Source organism: Dorea sp. 210702-DFI.3.17, from assembly GCF_020560825.1.
GTDB lineage: Bacteria > Bacillota > Clostridia > Lachnospirales > Lachnospiraceae > Dorea > Dorea formicigenerans.
This window is the reverse complement of sequence record NZ_JAJCNB010000007.1, coordinates 1-21,699: the sequence shown is the minus strand read 5'-3', so window position 1 is coordinate 21,699 and position 21,699 is coordinate 1. Positions and strand designations below refer to the sequence as shown.

The window sequence follows — 21,699 nt, the reverse complement described above, 5'->3', positions numbered from 1 at the left end:
GTCTGACAAATTCGGAAAGGATATATTATGAATGATTTAGAGCAGACAAATATGCTTCAGCCATTGGTGGATGAGATTGAAACAGCAGTTTCAAATGCCAAAAAAGAGATAGCTGAAAAAGTAAACAGTGTAATTACAGAGACGTATTGGAAAATCGGAAAATATATTGTTGAGTTTGAGCAGGATGGAAATGTTAAAGCAGCATACGGTTCAAAATTATTAACAACACTCTCGCATCAATTAACTTTGCGATTGGGACGAGGATACAGCCGCCCAAACCTCAACAATATGCGGAAGTTTTATCTTTGTTATGAGAATTGTCAGACGGTGTCTGACAAATTGACATGGTCGCATATTTGTGAGCTGATAAAGATTGATGATGAATTAGAAAGAAGTTTTTACGAAAAAGAATGTTATAAGGAAAAGTGGGATGTAAGAACACTCAGGCGACAGATGGATTCCGCTTTGTTTCTTAGATTAGCTACAAGCAGAGATAAAGAAGGAATTCTGGCACTTGCCAGAGAGGGAATTACTTATGACAAGCCAGAGGATGTTATCAAGGATACTTACACATTAGAATTTTTGGGACTTCCGGAGAAAGAGCGTTATAGTGAGGAAGACTTGGAGCAGAAAATAATAGATAATCTCCAAAAATTCTTGTTGGAATTAGGAAAAGGATTTACCTTTGTGGGCAGGCAGTATCCCTTAACTGTAAACAATATTCATTACCATGTGGACTTGGTATTTTACCACAGAATTTTGAAATGCTTTGTGCTGATTGATTTAAAGAAAAATTCCGTCCAGCATATAGACATCGGTCAGATGAATATGTATATGGGGTATTTCGCAAAAGAAGAAAATATGGCAGATGATAACCCACCGATTGGCATTATCCTGAGTCATAACAAAGATGAACTGCTTGTAGAATATGCAACTTACGGTATGGACAGCAATTTATTTGTTTCAAAATATGAATTGTATCTGCCAAATCGCAATGAACTCCAAAAATTAGTGAACAATATTTTAGAGAAGGATACAGAAAAGAAAGAAGAGTAATAAAAAAGCAATCTAAAAAAGATGCAAATTGAATAGGCATATCGAAAAAGACAATCAGAGATGGTTGTCTTTTTTGCGTGGAAAAAAGAAAGGACAATCGAATTATGGAAGATAAAAATACCGTTTACATGAGTGAAAAGCAAAAAGTCAAAGAGATTACGGATAAGCTGGAAGCTGGTTTGAAAGAGCTTTTTGAGAGTGAAAAATATAAAAGCTATCTCAGTACCATGTCAAAATTTCATAATTACAGTTTTAATAATACGCTGCTGATTGCCATGCAGAAGCCGGAAGCTACGCTGGTGGCAGGTTATCAGGCGTGGCAGAAGAACTTTGAGCGGCACGTCAATAAAGGAGAAAAGGCAATCCGTATTCTTGCACCAGCTCCTTATAAAATCAAAGAGGAACGTGATAAGTTAGACCCTGTAACGGGAGAAATGATGTTTGATGAAAACGGTATGCCGCAGAAAGAGGAAACAGAGGTTACCATTCCTGCCTTTCGTGCGGTATCTGTTTTTGATGTATCGCAGACGGATGGCAAGCCTATTCCGGAACTGGAAGTGAATGAGCTGTTATCTACGGTGGAGGGATATGAGGATTTTGTCCAGGCGCTTATGAATATTTCTCCTGTTCCGATTGCATTTGAAGATATTCCCGGCGATTCCAAAGGGTATTTCAGTACAGCAGAAAAACGGATTGCTGTTCAGGAAAATATGAGCGAAAGCCAGACTTTGAAAACAATGGTGCATGAGGTGGCTCATTCCAGGCTGCATGATAAAGAAGTTAATCAGAGCATGGATATTCCGGTAAAGGACAGGAATACAAAGGAAGTGGAAGCGGAGAGTGTGGCTTTTACAGTGTGCCAGCATTTCGGTATAGATACATCCGATTATTCCTTTGGATATATCGCAGGCTGGAGCAGCGGCAGGAATATGAAAGAGCTGAAATCTTCCCTTGATACAATCCGAAAGACAGCTTCAGAACTGATTACAGGCATTGAGGGGGCAATGCAGGAGCTTCAGCTTAACCGGGAGATGGAGCAGGAACATGGAAAGGAAAGCATTCTGCTGGTACATAACGAGGATTTTTCAGAATACAATCTTGTCAGTGTCCGTGGAATGGACAGTGCAGAACTTATATCCGCTCTTTCTACCATGAATGAAGAGGATAAATCGAATATATCATCTTATCTTGAAAGCAAAGGAGCATGGACTACCGAACTTGCTGACGAGCAGACGGAAGAAGCGGAGGAATATCATATTGATGTCCGCTATAACATGGATACAGACGAGCTTATTGATGTAAAGGAAAGAATGGAACACCCCATTGATACCAATTTATCTGTCATGGGGCAGGCAGAACAACTTATCAATCAGTTGGAAGCAGAAAAAAATATTTTCACGTCTGAGGAGCGAAATCTGATTGTAAATTATGCCTATAAACTTGATGATATGAATAAAACAAGGGAACTTGCAGAGAAACTGGCATATAGGGAGCAGTATGCCCAACAGGATGTGGCATTGACCATAATTGATGCAAAGGCGGAGATTGATGCCCTGCCTGATCCGATGATTGGTTTGTCGGAAATGAGGGAATATGGCTATCAATGGAATGAAATGCTGCCATTAACACAAGAGAAAGCATTGGAATTATTTGAACATGATTTGCCTGTATATTTGCTTCATACTGACGGTGCGGAATCATTGGCAGAAAGCAGGGAGCGTATAGAAGAGCATGAAGGTATCTTTGGGGTTGAAAAGGAAACATGGAATAAAGCATTGAAACAGCAGACTAAGATTACACTTATCTTAATGGACGAACAGGAGCGAGAATATACATACCCGTATCCAGTTGTGGCTGTCGATATAGAAGAAATGGGTGGGGATAGAACTGCGGTATTCAAGACCTCAGAGCCTATTTCAGATACTGATGTGGCAGAAATTCATAATGCTTTTTATGGAACTGATTTGGAATTTGAAATAGAAAAAGAATTAGGTATCACATGGGTGGAATCTATTAACTATGAGGACGGATCTGTTATTACACCTGAAATGGCAAGAAAAGAGCAGCTCCTATATGCTAGTACTGATAAATATGGAATTTATCAATTAAAGCCTAATCCGGAATTAGATTCCTTACGTTTTGAGGGGACGGAATCCTTAAAGCGTATGGGCATTACAAAAGATAATTTTGATGCAATTAAACCAGAGAATTATACACTTTTATATGTGGGCGAATTATCTGAACTGCAAAAAGAGACGCAGGGGGCAACTTTAGAGGCAATCTTTGAAAAATTCAACCTTGACCACCCAGAAGATTTCAGAGGACATTCGCTATCTGTCAGCGATATAGTGGTGCTTCATCAGAACGGACAGAATACGGCTCATTTTGTGGATTCTTTTGGATATACGGAAATACCGGATTTTTTACGGGAGCAGACACCGGAAAAGGAAGAAATGCAGGACACTTCTGGACACAATGTCCAAAAGACAGAACCGGAAATAGATGGAGATGAAATCATTGATCTTGGCGATGAAACAGAACAGGTGCTTGCGGAAATGAAAAAAACTTTGGAAAGTGAACAGGAAACAGAACTGGCATTTTCTATTGCAGACCGTTTTATCAGCATTCAGGAAGTGGATGGCGGTTATGATTATTCCATTATGGGAGCTGATTATAAGGAGATTGACGGAGGAATTTATGATAATCCTGATGTGACGATAAGGGAAGCCTTGCATGATATTTTAGAGGATTTGAAGTCACAGCCGGATTACAATGGTGCAAAAGGAAATATCCAAAGAGAAGATGAACTGATACCGATGGATTATGATGGACTGATGGAAAAAGCAGAGGAAGCAAATCGTATTATTCCGGAGAGTACACCAAGCAGTGTGGTGGCAGATTTTAAGGCAAAGACCGGGGAATTATTCCACGATATTAGTGAAATGAATCCGGAAGAAATCGAGGAAACTGTGAAATGCCATGTGCAGGCGAAGATTGAAGAGTATGATATTAATGCAACAATCGTGGATGTTGCTGTAACAGGAAGCAGATGCAGGGGATTAGAGCATGAAGGTTCTGACCTTGATGTGGTGGTGGAACTTTCCACAGCGGAACGGGAGGACGATTTATTTAATGCCTTTAATGAGGATGGACTTCATATCGGAGAAGTAAAAGTTGACATCAATCCAATTACAGCCCAACGAACAGGTACGCTGGAATCCTATCTGCCACAGATGGAAGAATATTTGGAGGGCGTCAGACAGGTAAGAGAGCAGGAAAAGGAGAGCGCAGAAGTAACTTTAACTGTTTCGGAATGTGGAGAATTTCATAATCTTGGTGAGTGTTATGAGAATATTCCTACGGTGGATGAAGCTATAGCAATCTGGAAGCAGATACCTTCAGAGCGGATGAATGGTATTCCGGCAATCGGAATCAATATCCTAGGGAGAGGGGCGGAACCCTTCGAGGATTACGAGATTGATGTTTTATCTGGAAAGAGGATTGACCTTGGGGTTTTGGACTATGTTCCTGATATTAAAAACAATCCGCAGGCAATGGAAGTCATTACGGAACTGGTGGCTAAATTGCCCGATATGGAGATAGATGGCGTGATGAGTGAAGAAATGGAAGCAAGAGTGTGGGAACTGCGTATGCCGGACTTGCCACAAGAGGAACAGCTTGCAGTAGAACTTGACCGACTTTCCTACGATTATGATACTGTACTGTATCACGATAGTACAAGAAATATGACCGAGAATGTATCAGAGCTTGCAGAATCCATAAAACAGGGCGATACCGGACATTTAACAACGTGGCTTGCAGACATTATTTCGGAGGGAGCTGTACCAGAGGAAATAAAACGAGCAACGGAGCTTCTGGAAAAACTGACAGAGTATAAGCCGCTTGCCAAGATTGAGGAGGCAGAAGAACAGAATTATAATATGATTGATAATGTGCTGAATAATGGTGTTGGGGAGAAAGCCCAAAGGGAAGAAAATAAGAGAATGGAGGAGAAGCCTACGGTAAGGCTTTCCTTAAAATCCCGTCTTGCGGAGAAAAAATCACAGGTAGAAGGGCAATCGAAAGAACATGATGTTCAAGAAAATGAAAAGAAAAGTCAGAGGGAGATGTAAGTGATGAATAAGAGATTTACCGTAGAAGAGAGTAATTTAATCAGTATTTTTATGGAAGAAGGTATAGATTCAGATGTGGGAGGCAGAAAAAATGTCATAAATGGTATCAATAAGACACTGAAACATCTGGAGGATGATGAGATGGTTGAATTGTCATTATGTGTCCTTGCAAAATTAAAGGAATTGACGGATCATGAATTTATGAAGATGGAGTTTGTAGCGGCAGAGTAACATCAAACGTAAGGCAGAACATGGCTTTTGGTGGCTGTGTTCTGTCTTTTTGAATAAGAACTTGACTGATAAATATTACGGGTGTAATATTTATAACGAAAGGGAGTAAATTTTTTTGCTTCAAAATCTTACACTTGTAATATATAAGCGTAGTACATTGATACGAATAAGAAATGGAGGTAACGATGAAGGCAAAACATAGAACCAAAAGAATACAAAGATATAGAAAAATGTTGGGCATTATAGTGTTAATGTTAACAATTACTTTGATTGGAGTAGTTGTGAGTGCAACAGTATTATATAAAAGAAAAAATGCGTGTAAAACACCAGATACTATCTTAGTAGAGTATATGATGCATATTCCAAAACAAGAATACGAAGAAATGTATGCAATGATTGATTTGGAGTCATCTGGATATATCAGTAAGGAAGATTTTCTGAAGAGAAATTCCACTATTTATGAGGGAATTGAAATGCAAAACATGTCGATAAAAAATGTCGAGTATGTGGAGGAAGATAAAAAAGTAACATATTTGACTTCGTTTGATACAGTGGCAGGAACTATCAGCTTTGAGAATGAGGCATTTTTTATAAATGGAGAAGAAGGATATAAATTGGTTTGGGATGATTCCATGATTTTTCCTAATCTGACTTCTGCAGATAAAGTAAGAGTTTCTACTACACAGGCAGAGCGAGGAGAAATTCTGGATAGGAACGGACGTGTCCTTGCAGGAAAAGGTACAGCATCTTCAGTTGGAATTGTTCCGGGCAAGTTGGAAAACAGAGAGGAAGCAATCGCACAGATTGCAGGACTATTGGAAATCACAACGGAAGCGATAGAAAAGAACCTGTCTGCAAAGTGGGTAAAGGATGATTCTTTTGTACCTATTAAAACGATTCCAAGAGTGGAAGAAATTGAGTTAATGTCTATCAGTCCAGAGGAAGAAGTTTTAAAGGAGAAAGAAAGGCATGATAAGTTGCTGGAGATTCCCGGAGTGATGATATCTGATGTTGAAGTGCGTGAATACCCATTAGGGGAAGCCGCTGCGCATTTGGTCGGGTATGTTCAAAGCGTTACTGCGGAAGATTTAGAGGAACATGCAGGAGAAGGTTATACAGCCAATAGTGTAATCGGCAGAAGCGGAATGGAGGGCTTGTTCGAGAAAGAACTGAAAGGCCAGAACGGTTGCAGGATTTACATTGTAAATTCGGAAGATAAAGAGAAGGAGGAACTGGCTTGTATCCTGGTACAGCATGGGCAGGACATCCGGCTTACGATAGATACTGATTTGCAGGTTTCCTTGTACGAACAGTTTAAGGAAGATAAAAGCTGCTCGGTAGCCATAAATCATTATACCGGAGAGGTATTGGCTTTGGTCAGCACACCGGCTTATGACAATAACGATTTTATTATGGGATTATCGAGTGAGCAGTGGACTGTACTTAACGAGGACGAGAATAAGCCAATGTATAATCGGTTCCGGCAAGTGTGGTGTCCGGGATCTACCTTCAAACCAATTATAGCTGCGATTGGTTTACAATCAGGAGCAATCGATCCAATGGAAGATTACGGGAACGTAGGATTAAGTTGGCAAAAAGATGCATCGTGGGGTTCATATCATGTAACAACGCTTCATGCGTATGAACCAGTCATTTTAGAGAATGCCTTGATTTATTCTGATAATATTTATTTCGCAAAAGCAGCATTAAAGATTGGATCGGATGAGTTGGAGAATTCTTTGATACGGCTTGGTTTCAATGAGGAACTACCATTTGAGATTAAGATGGCAGAATCTCAGTATTCCAATACAGAAGGCATTGAAACTGAAATACAGTTAGCTGACAGCGGTTACGGACAAGGACAGATTTTAGTGAACCCGTTGCATATGGCATGTATTTATTCTGCTTTCTGTAATGAGGGAAATGTAATAAAGCCTTATTTGGTATATCAGAATGAAGCGGAAGTTGAGTATTGGATTCCGGGTGCCTTTTCTAACGAGACAGCAAGTCGTGTATTGGAAGGAACAAAGAAGGTTGTGAATGATTCTAATGGAACTGGATATGCAGCCCATCGAGATGACATTCTTTTAGCAGGAAAAACAGGTACGGCAGAAATAAAGGCATCGAAGGATGATACTTCGGGTACAGAATTAGGATGGTTTGCAATTTTTACAGCAGAAGATACGGAATGTCCTATATTGATTATCAGTATGGTAGAAGATGTGAAAGGAAGAGGAGGAAGCGGATATGTTGTTAAGAAAGACAGTCTGGTTCTGGAAGAGTGGTTTAGCAGTCATTAGTTTTGTACTGATGTTTAGTATTTCGGGGTGTAGCGATACACCACCGGAAGAAGATACAGTTTCGGAAACAGTAATTGATGTTCAGGACGTTTCAGAAGAAGAACAGGAGAATGAAGAAGAAATTATAAACATCTGCATAGATCTTTATGACAAGGCAGCAGAGGAAAATAAGTTAGATGATTTGGAAATAATTCGGAGTATTGTAAATCGTCTTGGAGAAAACGAGTATCCTGCTGTTGACAGCAGAAATCAAGTGAATATGACGGAAGCGGAGCAGGTACTGGAATTTTGTGAAAAGGTGGATGCACAGGAAGAAGCAGATATAACGATTCTTGAAGTCGGCTATTTGGGCGGATTTGTAAAATACGATTTGCACACAAAAGACGGAAATGTAGATGTGGTCAGAAGCTATTATGGATACGAAAATGGAGAAATACAGAAAGAAGTTACTGGGAGGTATCAAGCAGAGTATTGGAATTATACAGAAGAAGGTTACCTGATGTTTTCTGGTGTCTGGTTTTCAGAAGAATTATACGTTCTTACATTGAGTGGAGCAGAGGAGCATACCGCATTACGAGTACAGCCATTGGATGAAACATATAGGGAACTGAGTCGGAAATATCTTCTTCCAATCAGCTTTGAACAGAATAATATGTTTATTGTGGATTGGAGTGAAGAAGATTTTGGGGATTTGAATTTCTATGATATGTATGACATTCTTTATCCAAAAGTGAATGGTCAGTATGTTCCTTATGTTGCAGATGACAATTTGTCAGTCAGTGCAGTTTATCGGATTCCAAAAGAGGAATTTGAAAGCGTTATTATGAAATATTTCAATATTGATAGTGAAACGCTGCAATCCAAAACTGTCTATGATTCGGAGGATTCGACCTATGAATACAAACCGAGAGGCTTCGAAGAAGTAGAGTATCCGGAATACCCATATTCAGAAGTAATCGGGTATACGGAGAACAGTGATGGAACAATTACACTTACTGCTAATGTGGTATTTCCATATTCGGGAAATTCCAAAGTATATGCCCACGAGGTTGTGGTTCGTCCTTTGGAGGATGGCGGGGTACAATATGTATCCAATCGAATTATACCCTCCGAGGATAATTCTGAGGAAACATGGCATACGCCACGGTTGACGTTAGAAGAATGGGAAGAATTATACGGAGGCGAATAATGGAAGATGTGAAATGGCTGCTTAGAAGATGTGGTCTTCCGATTTTGCTGCTGTTGATTTTCGTAATAGCCGGAGTGGTCTGTTGGGGAGAACTGCATACAGAAAAGCAAAAGGTGGCAGAAGAAGTATGGGAGCCACCTGTAGAAATCGAAAATAGCGAAGCAGAAACAGAAGAAGCCGAGAATGCGGAAACTTCCACAGAGTCAGCATATTGGTTTATTCCGCAAGCCAGTGATGATCTCCTTACAGAAGAGGAGAAGGAGCAACTGCAGAGTACGGTTTTGTCAGCAGCAGAATCGGTCAGAGAAATCTATAAGGATATTGTAATTGCAGATGCACCAAGCTGCTCTTCCGGTATTGGCGAATTTACCAAAGAGCAGAGGAAAGCTGTGGTGGAGCAATTGGGCAGAACCGGTCTGGTAAGTGTTGAAGAAGATACTGCTATGCAAAATCATGAAGCAATCGAAGCATTTTATGCAGATTACCTGGATGGACAAGACTCGATGGTTACGGTATTTGAAGTACAGAGAGATGGGCTGATTGGAGCAGTTACCTTTATCTATCGGAAAGGTGAGTTGCAGACCTATTACATAGGAATTCGGTGGAGAGAAGGTGGTATGCCAGAAATACAGGGAACTTCGGTAAGTAATGTGGCTGAGATTAAACTGACCGAAAAAGGATATTTTATCTACGCATATGAATATGTGATTGCACATGCAAGTTTGAGACAGTATTGGAGAATAGAACCGCTACCAGAAGACTGCCGGGAATTAACGCAAGAATACATATCAGGACTAAGTTATGTGAATTACAATCTGCTCGTTACCGATTGGGATAGCAGCAATGTGGAGGACATTCTGATGCCTTGTATGTATGAAGATGTTTATAGGATTTCTACGGGGGAAAATCTGAAAACTGAGGGTTGGAAGATTCCGGCAGAGGAATATGAAAGGATAATGACTACTTATTTTCCGGTATCGGTAGAACAGTTGAGAGAGCATTGTGGATATGATGAGGGCAGCAATAGCTATGAATATGAGATGATTTATGCCAGTCCATACCCACCTTTCGGAGAAGTAGTTGACTATACCCAAAATGCGGATGGAACGATTACACTTATCGTGGATGGAGTATGGCCGGATTATAATTCTGATCTCGCTTTTCGGAATACGGTTGTGGTCCAGCCATTTGAAGACGGAACTTTCAGGTATCTTTCCAATTCTATAGAACAAATAGAGTTGGAACTGCCGCCAATAGCAAAAGCACATTAAATTTGCTTTGAAAGAAAGGATGATATTATGGCATTAAAGAAAAAAAGCATTTTGCTGATTATGGCATTTCTGATTGGATGCTTCGTATGTGCCTGTGGAAAAGAAGATAGTATTGTGGATGAATCTCTTGTGGAAGATACGGAAGATGTATCTTCCACGGAGGAGATAAAAAGTGCCGAGGAAGAGGCTGCAGAACAATGGGAAAAGGGCTACGACCTTCCGTTAGATGAACAGGAAAGGGAAGAAGCTGAGACTGACTGTAAAAAGCAGATGGAACTTTATCTTGACATTTATGAAACTGCAGATAAAGGGATAGCATCTAATGTTGCTTTGGATGATCAAACAGTTTTGGAAATGCAGAGGAAGCTAAAGGATGCAGGATGTCCGGTTACAACAATGGTAACATATTCTAACATGGAGAATTATGAAAGTGTTGACAGTTTTCTGAAAGAATGTATGGAAGGGAAAAGTGGTTCTGCAGTAATTTATGAAGTCCACAACGATGGTGGATTGGGCAGAATGAAATTCATTTTTGATGGAACAGATATGTATGTTGTAAGTGCAAAAGGAATCTGGAATGCTGATAATAAGCCGGGGATTTCATACATTTCCTATACAAGACTAAAAGAGTGGAAATATACAGATAAGGGATGGTTCTGCTACGAGTTGTGTGTGCCGGAGCCACCGGAGGTCAGTGAAATTGTGGATGGAAGCAGCGTGATTAGAATAAAACCTATGACAGAGGAACAGCGAGAGATGTCTGAGCGCCTCGTCTTGGGACTTGGATATCAGGGACAGAACCTTTTGTGTTCCAACTGGAATACGGAAAATATGAGTGAATTGGATTATAACGGAATGTTTGAATATCTGTATGGAATGAAATATGGAGAAAAGTTCAATTCCGAAGATTATCCAAATGGTATTCCAAAAGAAGAATTCGAAAGTCTGATTATGGAATATCTTCCGATAACAGCGGAGCAGATACGAGAGTACGCAGTATTTGACGAGGAAAACCACACATATGATTGGGCTCGATTAGGATGTGGAAATTATGCACCTACTTTCTTTGGAACTTCTTTGCCAGAGGTCACGGATATCAAAGAAAATGATGATGAGACAGTCACGTTAACGGTGGAGGCGGTTTGTGATATGGTTATTTGCGATGATGCAGTCATAACCCATGAACTTACGGTAAGGTTTGCAGAGGATGGCAGTTTTCAGTATTTGGGGAATAAAATCCTAAATGACGGAATTATGCAGATACCCGATTATCAATACCGAATTAAAGAATGATTTGATAATAGTTGTGTTTTGTGGTAATCTTACAGATGTAAGAAAAGGAAGGAGGACACATGAAGAAATTAAAACTAGTTGGAATATTGGCAGCAGTTGTATTAATAGGCGGTGTGATTTCAATTCCGCTTATAAATAACCACACTGCTTATAAAGTGGAAAAGAAATTATGTGAAACACCACTGCCAGAGAAAACGGAATTGATAGAGTCAATATCACGGGCAGGGAAGCTGACAGGTAACGGAAATGGAATGCAGTATTTCGGAGCAATTCTAATTCGAAGTGACTTGTCTTTGGAAGAATTGGATGCTTACTATTCAAGGTACAGAAGTAATGAGTGGGAATGTTTGGTGAAAATTCAGGAAGGGCAGTCCATTGAGGGGATTGATCACGGGACACTACAATTTGCGGAAGAAATAAAGGACAGGGGTTATTACATTGTATATTCTTGGGGAAGTGAAAATTCTCTATTGGATGAATTGGATATACGTGGACACTAAAAACGAGATGGAGACAAATTATGAAGAAAATTTCTAATATATGTGGTTTTATTGGAATTGCTATATATGCGGTGCTGATGATTCGCATTTCAAATCTATGTCAATACGGTGGGACGAAAGTGGACTTGATTCCAATATTGATTTTGGGTGTTGTTCTTATAGCAACAATCATTTTTGGAATTGTTAGCAGTAGAAAAGAAGAAAAAATTGAAAAAGGTAAACTGTTCTGGGGAAAATGTATTGTAGTTGTTGCCCTGACCATTTTGTTTGGAGGCAGGATTATTTATTCGGCAATCCCTTATAATGGTGCATTGTCATGGAAGATTGACGAATGGCGTAACCAAAAGAAAATTGAACTTACTCATACCAACTTCTTTGAGACAGGTGTAGAAGGAATCTTGGAAGACATTGAGACAGAGTTGGATTTACCGGATGAACTTTATGTTCAAAATAAGTTCCAGCTTTCCTTTGACAAAGATGGTGAAATTCAGAGTATTTATACTTATATGTATGGAAGATATGAAAATGGAGACGAAAATACATTCCTTATTGACTATGATGTGGATGCAGATTCAAAAATGACTGTGTGTATTAATGGAGTTGCGAGCAAATCTTACGATGATGACATGAGATTACAGCCGATGCTTGAAATTTTGAAAAACGCTGATTACAAAACAAGAGTAAATAACTGGGCTGTGGAAGGATATGCAGACGATTATGAAATTCTCTATTATGGCAAGCGGGAATTTAACACAATGGAAGGATTTGTATATCTTCAAGGTGATGTGGATGGTGACGGAGTGGACAACACAGACAATGCCATTTATTCGGAACTGAATGGTGGAGCTGTTTATGGATATGAAGTCTCGCTTCATATTCCAAGTGAATCTGAGGTGACTCCGGTACGTTATTTTATGGAACCGGAAGTGATTCCGTTAGAAACTATCATCGACAGGGAGGAAGAGCAGACTATTGATGATGCTAAAGAAACAGAATCCTGGTATGTAGATAATTCCAACGGTTCTGTATATTACTGGTTGTCTGAGAATAAAGAAATTGGATGGAGATTAGTAGTTACTGATGCGGCAGCAGGAAGCCGTTATTATGAATTGGAAAAGTCATCAGATGGTGGTGAAACATGGAATGTGATAAATGCCAATCCGTTTAACAACAAGATTGGCGTGGCACTGGGAATAGAATTTTACGATGAAAATCTTGGTGTGATTGGTATGACAGGCGCTTCACAGGATGCCTCAACTTTATATGTGACATCAGATGGCGGAGTTACTTTTACACAGATGGAATTTCCAATGGAAGAGGTTACGGAACTGCCGGATATTGCTGATGAACTAGGATACACAATCGCAGATTATGATTACGCAGAGATGCCACAAGTATCCGATGGACAATGGACTGTAATCATCAAGGCAGAATACAGCAGTTACGGAGGCTTGAGATTTACATCTAACGACAATGGAAAGACATGGATGTATGAGGGATTAAGTACAGGCGAAGGTGATTTACAATAAGAAATAAAAGATACGAATAGTGTTAAAACACAAAAAATCGGGTAAAAGATTGTACGACTGACTATGACCTTTACCCGATTTTATTATGTTTTATTTCCAGATATTCATGTCTGACAAGATAGACATGGTTATTTCAGTTGCGTTGCCTCCGGTAGCATCGCTGTCTGCACTAATGTTGGTGGCAAAAAAGTATGTATTATCTGCAGTTTCGATATAACCGATGAACCATCCGTTTACATCCTGTCCATTAACACGGCCAGTTCCGGTTTTTCCGTAGAATGTTCCGGCATCGGAAGCTGAAAGGCAGATGGCATCTTTTACTGCATTGATATTTTCAGGGGCGAAGCCGAAACTGTTATTCTGCAGCTTGGTTAAAAGTTCGACCTGTTCTATTGGAGAGATTTCCAAGGAGGATTCCATCCAATAAGAGGAGAAATCGCCACTCATGTTTTCGTTACCATATCCGATTTCTTGAACATAGCTGTAAACGTCAGAGGTTCCAAGCTGTTCGTCTACTGCTTGAAAATACCAATTCACAGAGGAGTTCATTGCAGACTGTAAGGTCTGATCTGCGTTCCATGCTTCAAATGGATAGGTTTCTCCATTCCATGCAATGAACGAATTTTCTGGTGTAATGACGCCTTCTTCCAATCCGAACAAAGCATCGTATATCTTGTAGGTGGAGTTTGGAGCAACCCGTAAGGTGGCATGCTCCATGTCATGTATACTCCATGCATCGTTTTCCAAATCGTATAAAACAAAGCTGCCTTCGTATTCTCTGAAGTATGTGGAGAGGTCTACATAGGAAATATTCTCAGAAGAGGAATCCCATTGGTAGTGGCTTCCATCTGCTGCGTATGTAGAAATAAAAGGTGCGAATCCAAGGAGAAGGACAGCAGTCAACATGAATGCAGTCATACCTTTTACTCTTTTTATAAATGTCGGCTTCTCATAAGATGCAATGTTGATAATTCTCCGTTTCATCTGCTTCATGTTTCCACCAAGACCGGCGGCAAACGGAAATGGAGTAAGTGAAATCTTTTCCGCAAAATTGATCAGTGTATTACCATAATCTGCATAATCATCCTCCTCAAGCATCTTTAAAACAGAGGTGTCACAGGCAACCTCTCTGTCATTACGCATTTCTTTCAGAGCATACCAGACAAGAGGATTGAACCAATATATTACTCCGGCAAAGTTCATTAGATAGTTGGCAATAGCATCTTTGTGCTTATAGTGCTGTAGCTCGTGTAACAGCATGTATCGCATGTCCGATTCGTTATAATCTGAGATGAGATGAATCGGCAGATAAATACAAGGTTTCAAAAGCCCCACAATAATCGGAGATTTCAAAAATGCAGTACTGTAAACATGGATATTTCTGTTAATTCCCATTTCTTTCATACATCGATGATATAGTTTTCGGACTTCCGGGTTCTGAAGGGGAAGTGCAGATTTTTTCAAGTTCTGTAAGCGGATAGAGGACTTGATTACCAATATAATCATTGCAAGGATGCCTACAAGCCATATTCCAAATAGTATGTATCCGATGCTGGATGGAGTCTCACTATTTACCGAAAGGGCAAAGTCATTCATCCAGTCTGCATTTCCGGCTGGATTGATCCCAACAGCTTCTCCTATGGCGGTTCTGGTGCCAGAAGTAGGAGAACTTTTCAGGCTACTGAGCCACGAGAGGATTTGCGGAAACCCAATTAAACGGAACGGTATAAAAGGAACTACCAACAATCCAAGTAGCAGGAACCATAGATTATACTGCATCCGGCTGGATAGGTTGACTTTGAATATCCGCTTGGCTATCAAAAGAATTCCGATGATACCGCTGATAAATACATTGCATATTAAAAAGCGTATCATAAAATCAGCCATGTTAATTACCTCCTTTTTTTGACCTCTTGGAAAGAAGAGAGCGGAGAGTGTCTATTTCCGTTTCGGACAGTCTGTCATTTTCTATATATGCAGACAGCATGGCAGTGATGTCTCCATCGTAGTATCGTTCTAGAAAAGAGTTACTTTCCTGACCGATGTATTCACTTTCTTTCACAACTGGAGTGTAAACAAACACCCGACTTTGTTTTTCATAAGTCAGAACGCCCTTGTTCACTAGACGTTTAATTAGAGTTTGTATTGTTTTTGGACTCCAGTTCGTAGTCTGTAATAATTTATCAGTTATTTCATTGGTGCTGATCGGCGCATGTTTCCATACGATTTTCATAACTTCAAATTCAGCTTCAGAAATCTGTGGTAAATCGCTCATTTCAAATCCCTCCTTAAATCTTACGGCTGTAATAAAAATATTATAGATGTTATTTGTGTAGTTGTCAATTTAAGAGAAAATAGATTGACTTGAAATCTTACTTATGTAATAATTCAAATATTACATAAGTAAGAATTTAAAAAAGGAGTGGAATCAGGATGATTGAAATTGTAAATAAAGTGCTTTGAAAATAAGAAAACCAATAGAGTCACAAGGAGTCTATTGGCATTCTTACAGAGTTGGATGGTCTTGCTTGTGCAGCAGATCAAGCAGATAACGAACCATAGGCAATAAATCCGCAGCCTCCTGTTCCGTGCAGTCATTCAGCAGGGTCAGGAGTTTTTGGAGATTTGGCTGTTGGTTTGCGTTGGCTGGGTAGAAAATCTTATCGGCGGGTATCTTCAGATATGTAATCAAAGGATACAGCTTATCATATTTGGGGTTACCACGTCCGGCTTCAATATTTAGTATGGTGCGGGTATCCATATTAAGAGTTTCAGCCAGCTTTTCTTGTGAAAGTCCGAGTTCGGTACGGGCTTCACGCACTGCAATGGCAAGAATTTGTTTTATGTCATGCATTATAATTCACCTCGATAGTAGTTTACAATACCTATTAAAACGAGTGAATTGCAATAGAATACAGTGTAGATATGGAGTGTAATACATGGATGTAAAGTATGTGAAAATACATAGAAAAAGAATAGTGAAAAGTTTTGAGATAGCAGCATATTACACACTAAGGTGTATCGCAAAGAAGTATAAAACTTCAACGCGATACACCTTTTTTGTGGGGAAATCAGAGCGTTGTAAAGTCTTTTTCCGGTTTGCGGTTTGTGGTCTGTTCCTGTCCCGGAGTCCGGTCAAGATACTGGTTCAGATTATCCAGTTTTCGGTTGAGAGCCTGTATGTCTTTTTCAGCAGATTTATAGGTTTTCTGCAAGGCTTCTTTCTTGGCATACAGAGCATTGTAATCATTACGAAACTTATCAATATCAAAATGTTTTAAGCTGATTCCAAAGCGTTTCAGCATATTTTCTGCACCGTCATGGAGCAGGAGTTCTGTTTCATGGTGGCGGAGATAAGCGTCAGGGTCTTTCGATTTCCGGTAACGGATGTGATAGATATGATTGCTCTGATATTGTTCAGCGTATTTCAATATCTGTCCTAAATCCTTTAGCTGACGTTCTGTTTCCACAAGACTGTTCCGTGCGGTTTTTGCAAGAACAGACTTACTTTCAATCTGTTTTTCAAGCTCGATGATAGAACCTGCTTTACTGTAACTGCTGGCAGCGATTTTGAGATTTTCAATCGCTGCCCAATGCTGCAGACCGGGGCTTTGCGTGAACTTTTCTTCCGAGGTGTCAATGAGCGTTCGGGAAGAATAATCCTTGATAAGAGGTTTTTTTCGGGCAGGGAATGGGACACGTTTTTGTGTCTGTGCTAAAGCCTTTGTTTCTACCCGTTCCTTAATCCGTTCTTTGGTGTATTCTGCACCCAAAGACTTTAAGCTGCCACGGACAAAATGCTCCCGGTCAAGGGGGCGGAAGGAAATGTACTTTAAGGCGTTTTCTCCAATGGTTTCGCCTTTGATTTCATAACCTTTTGCCCGTATCAGCTCCATGCACTGTTCATATGTATCAGCGTTTTGAATTGCTTCATCAATGTCCTGCTTGAGCTTGATTTTCCACGAGGTGCCATTTCTGCCGGATGTCCATTCTTTATAACTTTTACCACGCTGGTTTGTGGGAGAAATGACGGATAACTGATGCTTGGAACACAGCTCATCATTCAGGCGGCGAATGTGGTAGTAGGTCTGTTTACAGTCATGATATTTTTCGTGATTCACATTATCTGCGGCACAGAAAATGATGTGGTTGTGAACGTGACCTTTATCAATATGAGTGGAAACGATATAAGAAAATTTCCCCTCTAACAGCTTGTCGGCAAGCTCCACACCGATCTGATGTGCTTCCTTATAAGATACCTCTCCCGGAGCGAAAGCCTGTATCAGATGAAAGGCTTTGTTGGGGTCTGCCTGATTTGTTTTTGACAGAGCAAATTTGAAGTCAAAGGCAGCGGTTTCAGGACTGCATCCGAAGGAAGAAATGAGACTACTTTCATCTGTTTTTTGGGAATTACAGATATAGTTTACTGCCTTATGGACGGTTGCCTGGATAGCATGGATTTTTGTGATTGCCATACCTGTTTCATCAGCTCCTTTACTTCGTTTACATCGGCTTTATAGACATTGCCAGTAGCATTCATCCGCTTGGCAATCTGGTTCAGATTATTGCCGATACGGGCGAGCGTGGTGTTGTATTCCCGCAGGTGTTCGTAGTTTACATCGTAGACATAGCCATACAAAATCAGATGCCGAATAAATGCGGATTTGCTCTTCATGCCGGAGGCTTTCCATTTCTGATCTAAGATGTATTGCTCGTCATCGCTGAGATAGATTTTAAGTTCATTTTGTCTTTCTCGGTTTGCCATTGCAGTATCAGTCCTTTCCTTATTTGTATAAAAGATTTTCAAATATGCCGTAGCCGGCGGTTGTTTTTTGCTTTTAGGGGGACAGGGGGATATGCCCCATGCAAGCCAATTTCTGCAAGTTTTCACTTGGTAGAAATTTGCGGAAATGGTGCCTGTGAGGGAACACAGGCAGTGCTTGCTATTCTTCTGCAAATTACCCGTAGGGAATTTGCGTGTTGCGTGAGTATAGGCGAGCGGTTTGCAACACAGTAGGGCGTTACCGCCCTTGTTATGGATAGCGTTGATAATTCGACTTTGCAGTTGGGCAGAAGCAATAAAAAAACTGCCACGGTTCATAAGGGCATTGATTGCCCGTAAAAACTCCATAGCAGTTTGTGTGACTTTTTATGATTTTTGATTCTATCCATAATGATTTTATCAATGGGAAAGGGGAAAGTCAATGGCTGGAGAGAGATAAAAGATTTACAGAGAAATTTAGGGGAATAAGCAAAGATACTGCATATTCTGCATTTAAAATTAGAATTGGAAAACCAGAAGAGAGGGGGTGAAGCATGAATACCGTACATCGTAGAACGGAAATAATCAATATTCTTATTATCAGACGACATACAACAGCGAATGAATTGGCACAGGAATTTGGCGTTTCCATTCGCACGATACAGTATGATATTCAGGCTTTAACTCCGGTTTATCCGATTTATACAAAACAGGGAGAGAACGGAGGAATTTTTATAAGAGAGGATTACAAGCCTTATGCCAATTCGCTGACACCTATGGAAGTAGCTGCCTTGCATGAATTATATGATTGGACGGAGGGCATACATAAAAAAGTTTTATTTCAAGTCCTAAGAAAATATGGACCGGATAAATTACAACTTTGATCTTGTCATTCTGATAAAGCACATAATTTTTACAGAACCGTTCATAGCAGACGGAAGTGTGCTTATGTGCTTTTTAGGCTGACAATTTCAGCTTTGATTTTATCCAAAATGCAGACGATGTCTGCGATTGTACCTTGACAATTTCATAAACCAATGCGTACAGGACGTGTGGAATATGTGGAGCCGCTTTGAGGATACGCCATAAGACACCTGCTTTTGCCTTTGGCAGAGGTGGATACGAAGGAATATTGAAAGCAGATATTGAAGTTAAGGTGTGGAGCGAGAAATATCCGGCATAAATGTGTAGCAGTTACACGGAGGCGTTGATACATATTTTTGATAATGATACTTCCGGCTTAGTCCGGTCAGATAAGATGACGGTGCGATACCGATGTGGGTAGTGTAATGAGCTGCTACCTGTACGGATTTTTTAATATCTTCCAATAAAAGCATATTTGTTTGTTAAGTATGTTTTTATTGGCAGATATGCCATAACCATAGCAAGAGAAAAAGAACACACTTTGAAAAGGTAGGTGGAAGAATGCAGGCAAAAGTGAACACAAAAAATTTTATAAGGTATGACGAGGGTGCGGAGAGGTATTCTATGAGTAAACACAGCTTTATGAAATTGGCACAGGATGCTCGTGCTGTTTATAAAATTAACCGTATCACATTGGTAAACGTGAAGATTTTTGAGGAGTATTTGGAATCTTTTCGGGCGTAGACATGATAAGAAAGAGGAAAACGAATTATTGTATATCAAAAAGTATTTGACTTTTTGATATACAAGTAGTAAAATGAAGTCAGGTTATGAAAGGCAGGTGTTGACGGATGGCAAGAATGGGTAGACCTAAGTTAGAAAATCCGAGAAGTGAAGGTGTATTCATCCGTCTTACAAAAGATGAGCATACAGATATAACAGAGTATGCCAGCTCTCATGATCTGACCATAACACAGACGCTTGTTCAAGGATTTAGAAAGCTGCAAGAGCAGGATAATACCGAGAATGAGTAATGGCATTTGTGACCTCTTTCTTATATTGAGAGGAAGGTGGTACATAATGTCAATGTCGAGAAAAGATTCAAAAGGCAGAGTATTAAGGAAAGGCGAAAGTCAGAGGAAAAACGACGGAAGGTATATCTACCAGTACACCGATTCGACAGGTAAAAGGCGGGTCGTTTATTCAAATGACCTGTTGGAGTTAAGGGAAAAGGAAAAAGAACTTGTTCGCAATCAGTTGGACGGTCTTGAAAGCTATTGCAGTGGAAAGACAACTTTGAACTATGCATTTGACAGGTATATTTCAACGAAGTATGATTTGAAAGAACACACACGGGTAAATTATAAGTATATGTATAACCGTTTTGTCAGAGATACTTTTGGAAAAAGAATCATCAATGATATAAAGTATTCTGATGTGAAATTCTTTTATTGTTCGTTGATGAACATATTGGGGTTACAGGCGAATACATTGGATAATATTCATACGATTCTGCACCCAACCTTTCAGATGGCAGTTAGGGACAATGTGATACGCAATAATCCGGCAAGCGGTGTAATGGCAGAAATCAAAAAGGCGAATGGAAAGAATAAGGGCATAAGACACGCACTTACATTGGAACAGCAGAGAGCATTTTTGAACTATGTATCGAACAGTCCTGTGTATTGCCATTGGTTGCCACTGTTTACAGCACTTTTTGGAACGGGATGTCGCATAGGAGAAATGATAGGGCTGCGTTGGGAAGATTTGGATTATGAGAATAAAACCATTAGTATAAACCATGCGGCTATCTATCGAGTAATGGAGAATGGAAAGAGTGAATTTCATATTTCTTCGCCAAAGACAGAAGCCGGGATTCGTACTATTCCGATGATGCAGGCTGTAGAACAGGCATTTAAGGATGAATACGAAGCACAGAAAGAAACCGGTTTTAATGTGCAAGTGGTTGATGGTATGAGTGGGTTTATCTTTTGCAATAAAGACGGAATTATCCATAAACCCAGCGTAATCAACAGTGCAATCAAAAGAATTTACGAAGCCTACAATGCCGAAGAAATTATTAAGGCAAAACGGGAGAGCAGACGCCCGGTATTGATTCCTCATTTTTCGTGTCATCATATCCGACACACATTTTGCACCAGATTTTGTGAAAATGAAAGAAATCTGAAAGTGATTCAAAGTATTATGGGTCATGCAAATATTGAAACAACGATGGATATTTATGCGGAAGCAACAGATGTGAAGAAAAAGGAAGCAATTAAAGCTCTGGAAAATAATAGTGATATATTTTAGGAAGAAGTCCTTGCAAGGGGACGATTTCCAAGACAAACCTGACATCAAAAAAGTCAGAATACATCAAAATGACATTAGTTTGTTGGATTTTGGTGGACAAATATGGACTGGCGATATATAATGAAAATCGTGTAAAAAAGCGTTTATCAACTTATTTGGACTGTGGTGGATTAGCTTCGGTTATATTCCCGACAATGAAGTCCTTAGATGGTGTAAATAAGAAAAATGATGTAAATAATACAGCTTCTGAAGCACCTG

Annotated in this window: 20 protein-coding genes and 1 pseudogene; 15 read left to right on the top strand and 6 right to left on the bottom strand. The window is 39.8% G+C overall.

Annotated features, from left to right (window positions below; genetic code table 11):
* The first annotated feature begins 27 nt into the window (after positions 1 to 27).
* The 9 genes from LI149_RS05930 (at position 28) to LI149_RS05890 (ending at position 13,502) form a co-directional block, all read left to right on the top strand.
* Positions 28 to 1,056, top strand: a complete 1,029-nt coding sequence (locus LI149_RS05930; protein WP_002596362.1) for a YhcG family protein — start codon at positions 28 to 30, stop codon at positions 1,054 to 1,056.
* A 104-nt stretch (positions 1,057 to 1,160) separates the two neighbouring features.
* The gene (locus tag LI149_RS05925; protein ID WP_014081126.1) at positions 1,161 to 5,189 is read left to right on the top strand and encodes a YodL domain-containing protein; all 4,029 of its coding nucleotides are present in this window, start codon (positions 1,161 to 1,163) and stop codon (positions 5,187 to 5,189) included.
* A gap of 3 nt (positions 5,190 to 5,192) precedes the next feature.
* The gene (locus tag LI149_RS05920; RefSeq protein ID WP_014081125.1) at positions 5,193 to 5,420 is read left to right on the top strand and encodes a transposon-transfer assisting family protein; all 228 of its coding nucleotides are present in this window, start codon (positions 5,193 to 5,195) and stop codon (positions 5,418 to 5,420) included.
* A 185-nt stretch (positions 5,421 to 5,605) separates the two neighbouring features.
* Positions 5,606 to 7,720 carry a penicillin-binding transpeptidase domain-containing protein gene (locus LI149_RS05915; RefSeq protein WP_014081124.1) on the top strand — a complete coding sequence of 705 codons (2,115 nt, stop codon included), beginning with the start codon at positions 5,606 to 5,608 and terminating at the stop codon, positions 7,718 to 7,720.
* Positions 7,668 to 8,909, top strand: coding sequence for a DUF6070 family protein (locus LI149_RS05910; protein WP_014081123.1), 1,242 nt, complete (start codon positions 7,668 to 7,670; stop codon positions 8,907 to 8,909). Before LI149_RS05915 ends, LI149_RS05910 begins: the two co-directional genes overlap by 53 nt.
* A complete protein-coding gene (locus tag LI149_RS05905) occupies positions 8,909 to 10,180 on the top strand; it encodes a DUF6070 family protein (protein WP_227143084.1) in 1,272 nt (423 codons plus the stop codon). The genes LI149_RS05910 and LI149_RS05905 overlap by 1 nt, the downstream gene beginning before the upstream one ends.
* 27 nt (positions 10,181 to 10,207) lie before the next feature.
* A complete protein-coding gene (locus LI149_RS05900; RefSeq protein WP_014081121.1) occupies positions 10,208 to 11,473 on the top strand; it encodes a DUF6070 family protein in 1,266 nt (421 codons plus the stop codon).
* A gap of 59 nt (positions 11,474 to 11,532) precedes the next feature.
* Positions 11,533 to 11,973: a hypothetical protein gene (locus LI149_RS05895; RefSeq protein WP_014081120.1), complete on the top strand. Its 441-nt coding sequence runs from the start codon at positions 11,533 to 11,535 to the stop codon at positions 11,971 to 11,973.
* 20 nt (positions 11,974 to 11,993) lie between these two features.
* Complete coding sequence (locus LI149_RS05890; protein WP_014081119.1) at positions 11,994 to 13,502, top strand: hypothetical protein; 1,509 nt, start codon at positions 11,994 to 11,996, stop codon at positions 13,500 to 13,502.
* Between the two features lie 90 nt (positions 13,503 to 13,592).
* Here the strand turns inward: LI149_RS05890 and LI149_RS05885 are convergent, their stop codons facing one another.
* The 5 genes from LI149_RS05885 to LI149_RS15700 all read right to left on the bottom strand — a co-directional run bounded on the left by LI149_RS05885 (position 13,593) and on the right by LI149_RS15700 (position 18,267).
* Entirely contained in the window at positions 13,593 to 15,389 is a 1,797-nt protein-coding gene (locus LI149_RS05885) for a BlaR1 family beta-lactam sensor/signal transducer (protein ID WP_014081118.1), read from the bottom strand.
* 1 nt (position 15,390) lies between these two features.
* Positions 15,391 to 15,777 carry a BlaI/MecI/CopY family transcriptional regulator gene (locus tag LI149_RS05880; protein ID WP_014081117.1) on the bottom strand — a complete coding sequence of 129 codons (387 nt, stop codon included), beginning with the start codon at positions 15,775 to 15,777 and terminating at the stop codon, positions 15,391 to 15,393.
* A gap of 231 nt (positions 15,778 to 16,008) precedes the next feature.
* A complete protein-coding gene (locus LI149_RS05875) occupies positions 16,009 to 16,356 on the bottom strand; it encodes a helix-turn-helix domain-containing protein (protein ID WP_014081116.1) in 348 nt (115 codons plus the stop codon).
* 217 nt (positions 16,357 to 16,573) lie between these two features.
* Positions 16,574 to 17,977, bottom strand: coding sequence for a relaxase/mobilization nuclease domain-containing protein (locus LI149_RS05870; protein ID WP_014081115.1), 1,404 nt, complete (start codon positions 17,975 to 17,977; stop codon positions 16,574 to 16,576).
* Positions 17,926 to 18,267 (bottom strand): MobC family plasmid mobilization relaxosome protein, encoded by a 342-nt coding sequence (locus LI149_RS15700; protein WP_002596375.1) that lies wholly within the window; start codon positions 18,265 to 18,267, stop codon positions 17,926 to 17,928. The genes LI149_RS05870 and LI149_RS15700 overlap by 52 nt, the downstream gene beginning before the upstream one ends.
* A gap of 386 nt (positions 18,268 to 18,653) precedes the next feature.
* Here LI149_RS15700 and LI149_RS05860 point away from each other — a divergent pair, with 386 nt between their 5' ends.
* Together LI149_RS05860 and LI149_RS05855 are read left to right on the top strand one after the other, a co-directional pair.
* Positions 18,654 to 18,815: a hypothetical protein gene (locus tag LI149_RS05860; RefSeq protein ID WP_014081113.1), complete on the top strand. Its 162-nt coding sequence runs from the start codon at positions 18,654 to 18,656 to the stop codon at positions 18,813 to 18,815.
* A 3-nt stretch (positions 18,816 to 18,818) separates the two neighbouring features.
* On the top strand, positions 18,819 to 19,148 hold the full coding sequence (locus tag LI149_RS05855) for a YafY family protein (protein WP_002596376.1): 330 nt from the start codon (positions 18,819 to 18,821) through the stop codon (positions 19,146 to 19,148).
* A gap of 267 nt (positions 19,149 to 19,415) precedes the next feature.
* On the opposite strand, the gene LI149_RS05850 is transcribed toward LI149_RS05855, so the two are convergent.
* On the bottom strand, positions 19,416 to 19,601 hold the full coding sequence (locus tag LI149_RS05850) for a hypothetical protein (protein ID WP_136017837.1): 186 nt from the start codon (positions 19,599 to 19,601) through the stop codon (positions 19,416 to 19,418).
* 88 nt (positions 19,602 to 19,689) lie between these two features.
* Here LI149_RS05850 and LI149_RS05845 point away from each other — a divergent pair, with 88 nt between their 5' ends.
* The 4 genes and pseudogenes from LI149_RS05845 to LI149_RS05830 all read left to right on the top strand — a co-directional run.
* Positions 19,690 to 19,872, top strand: a complete 183-nt coding sequence (locus LI149_RS05845; protein WP_002596377.1) for a DUF6462 family protein — start codon at positions 19,690 to 19,692, stop codon at positions 19,870 to 19,872.
* Positions 19,873 to 19,979: 107 nt separating this feature from the next.
* Positions 19,980 to 20,162 (top strand): hypothetical protein, encoded by a 183-nt coding sequence (locus tag LI149_RS05840; protein ID WP_002596378.1) that lies wholly within the window; start codon positions 19,980 to 19,982, stop codon positions 20,160 to 20,162.
* A 46-nt stretch (positions 20,163 to 20,208) separates the two neighbouring features.
* Complete coding sequence (locus tag LI149_RS05835; protein ID WP_002596379.1) at positions 20,209 to 21,441, top strand: site-specific integrase; 1,233 nt, start codon at positions 20,209 to 20,211, stop codon at positions 21,439 to 21,441.
* Positions 21,442 to 21,509: 68 nt separating this feature from the next.
* A pseudogene (locus LI149_RS05830) lies at positions 21,510 to 21,699 on the top strand (hypothetical protein); the annotation flags it as partial.

Excerpts from the sequence above, each read along its gene's own strand:
- LI149_RS05930 (WP_002596362.1), top strand. The coding sequence starts at position 28 with ATGAATGATTTAGAGCAGACAAATATGCTTCAGCCATTGGTGGATGAG.
- LI149_RS05875 (WP_014081116.1), bottom strand. The coding sequence starts at position 16,356 with ATGCATGACATAAAACAAATTCTTGCCATTGCAGTGCGTGAAGCCCGT.
- LI149_RS05925 (WP_014081126.1), top strand. The coding sequence starts at position 1,161 with ATGGAAGATAAAAATACCGTTTACATGAGTGAAAAGCAAAAAGTCAAA.
- LI149_RS05895 (WP_014081120.1), top strand. The coding sequence starts at position 11,533 with ATGAAGAAATTAAAACTAGTTGGAATATTGGCAGCAGTTGTATTAATA.
- LI149_RS05915 (WP_014081124.1), top strand. The coding sequence starts at position 5,606 with ATGAAGGCAAAACATAGAACCAAAAGAATACAAAGATATAGAAAAATG.
- LI149_RS05845 (WP_002596377.1), top strand. The coding sequence starts at position 19,690 with ATGCAGGCAAAAGTGAACACAAAAAATTTTATAAGGTATGACGAGGGT.
- LI149_RS05905 (WP_227143084.1), top strand. The coding sequence starts at position 8,909 with ATGGAAGATGTGAAATGGCTGCTTAGAAGATGTGGTCTTCCGATTTTG.
- LI149_RS05880 (WP_014081117.1), bottom strand. The coding sequence starts at position 15,777 with ATGAGCGATTTACCACAGATTTCTGAAGCTGAATTTGAAGTTATGAAA.
- LI149_RS05910 (WP_014081123.1), top strand. The coding sequence starts at position 7,668 with ATGTTGTTAAGAAAGACAGTCTGGTTCTGGAAGAGTGGTTTAGCAGTC.
- LI149_RS05840 (WP_002596378.1), top strand. The coding sequence starts at position 19,980 with ATGGCAAGAATGGGTAGACCTAAGTTAGAAAATCCGAGAAGTGAAGGT.
- LI149_RS05885 (WP_014081118.1), bottom strand. The coding sequence starts at position 15,389 with ATGGCTGATTTTATGATACGCTTTTTAATATGCAATGTATTTATCAGC.
- LI149_RS05860 (WP_014081113.1), top strand. The coding sequence starts at position 18,654 with ATGATTTTTGATTCTATCCATAATGATTTTATCAATGGGAAAGGGGAA.
- LI149_RS05870 (WP_014081115.1), bottom strand. The coding sequence starts at position 17,977 with ATGGCAATCACAAAAATCCATGCTATCCAGGCAACCGTCCATAAGGCA.
- LI149_RS05920 (WP_014081125.1), top strand. The coding sequence starts at position 5,193 with ATGAATAAGAGATTTACCGTAGAAGAGAGTAATTTAATCAGTATTTTT.
- LI149_RS05890 (WP_014081119.1), top strand. The coding sequence starts at position 11,994 with ATGAAGAAAATTTCTAATATATGTGGTTTTATTGGAATTGCTATATAT.
- LI149_RS15700 (WP_002596375.1), bottom strand. The coding sequence starts at position 18,267 with ATGGCAAACCGAGAAAGACAAAATGAACTTAAAATCTATCTCAGCGAT.
- LI149_RS05850 (WP_136017837.1), bottom strand. The coding sequence starts at position 19,601 with ATGCTTTTATTGGAAGATATTAAAAAATCCGTACAGGTAGCAGCTCAT.
- LI149_RS05900 (WP_014081121.1), top strand. The coding sequence starts at position 10,208 with ATGGCATTAAAGAAAAAAAGCATTTTGCTGATTATGGCATTTCTGATT.
- LI149_RS05835 (WP_002596379.1), top strand. The coding sequence starts at position 20,209 with ATGTCAATGTCGAGAAAAGATTCAAAAGGCAGAGTATTAAGGAAAGGC.
- LI149_RS05855 (WP_002596376.1), top strand. The coding sequence starts at position 18,819 with ATGAATACCGTACATCGTAGAACGGAAATAATCAATATTCTTATTATC.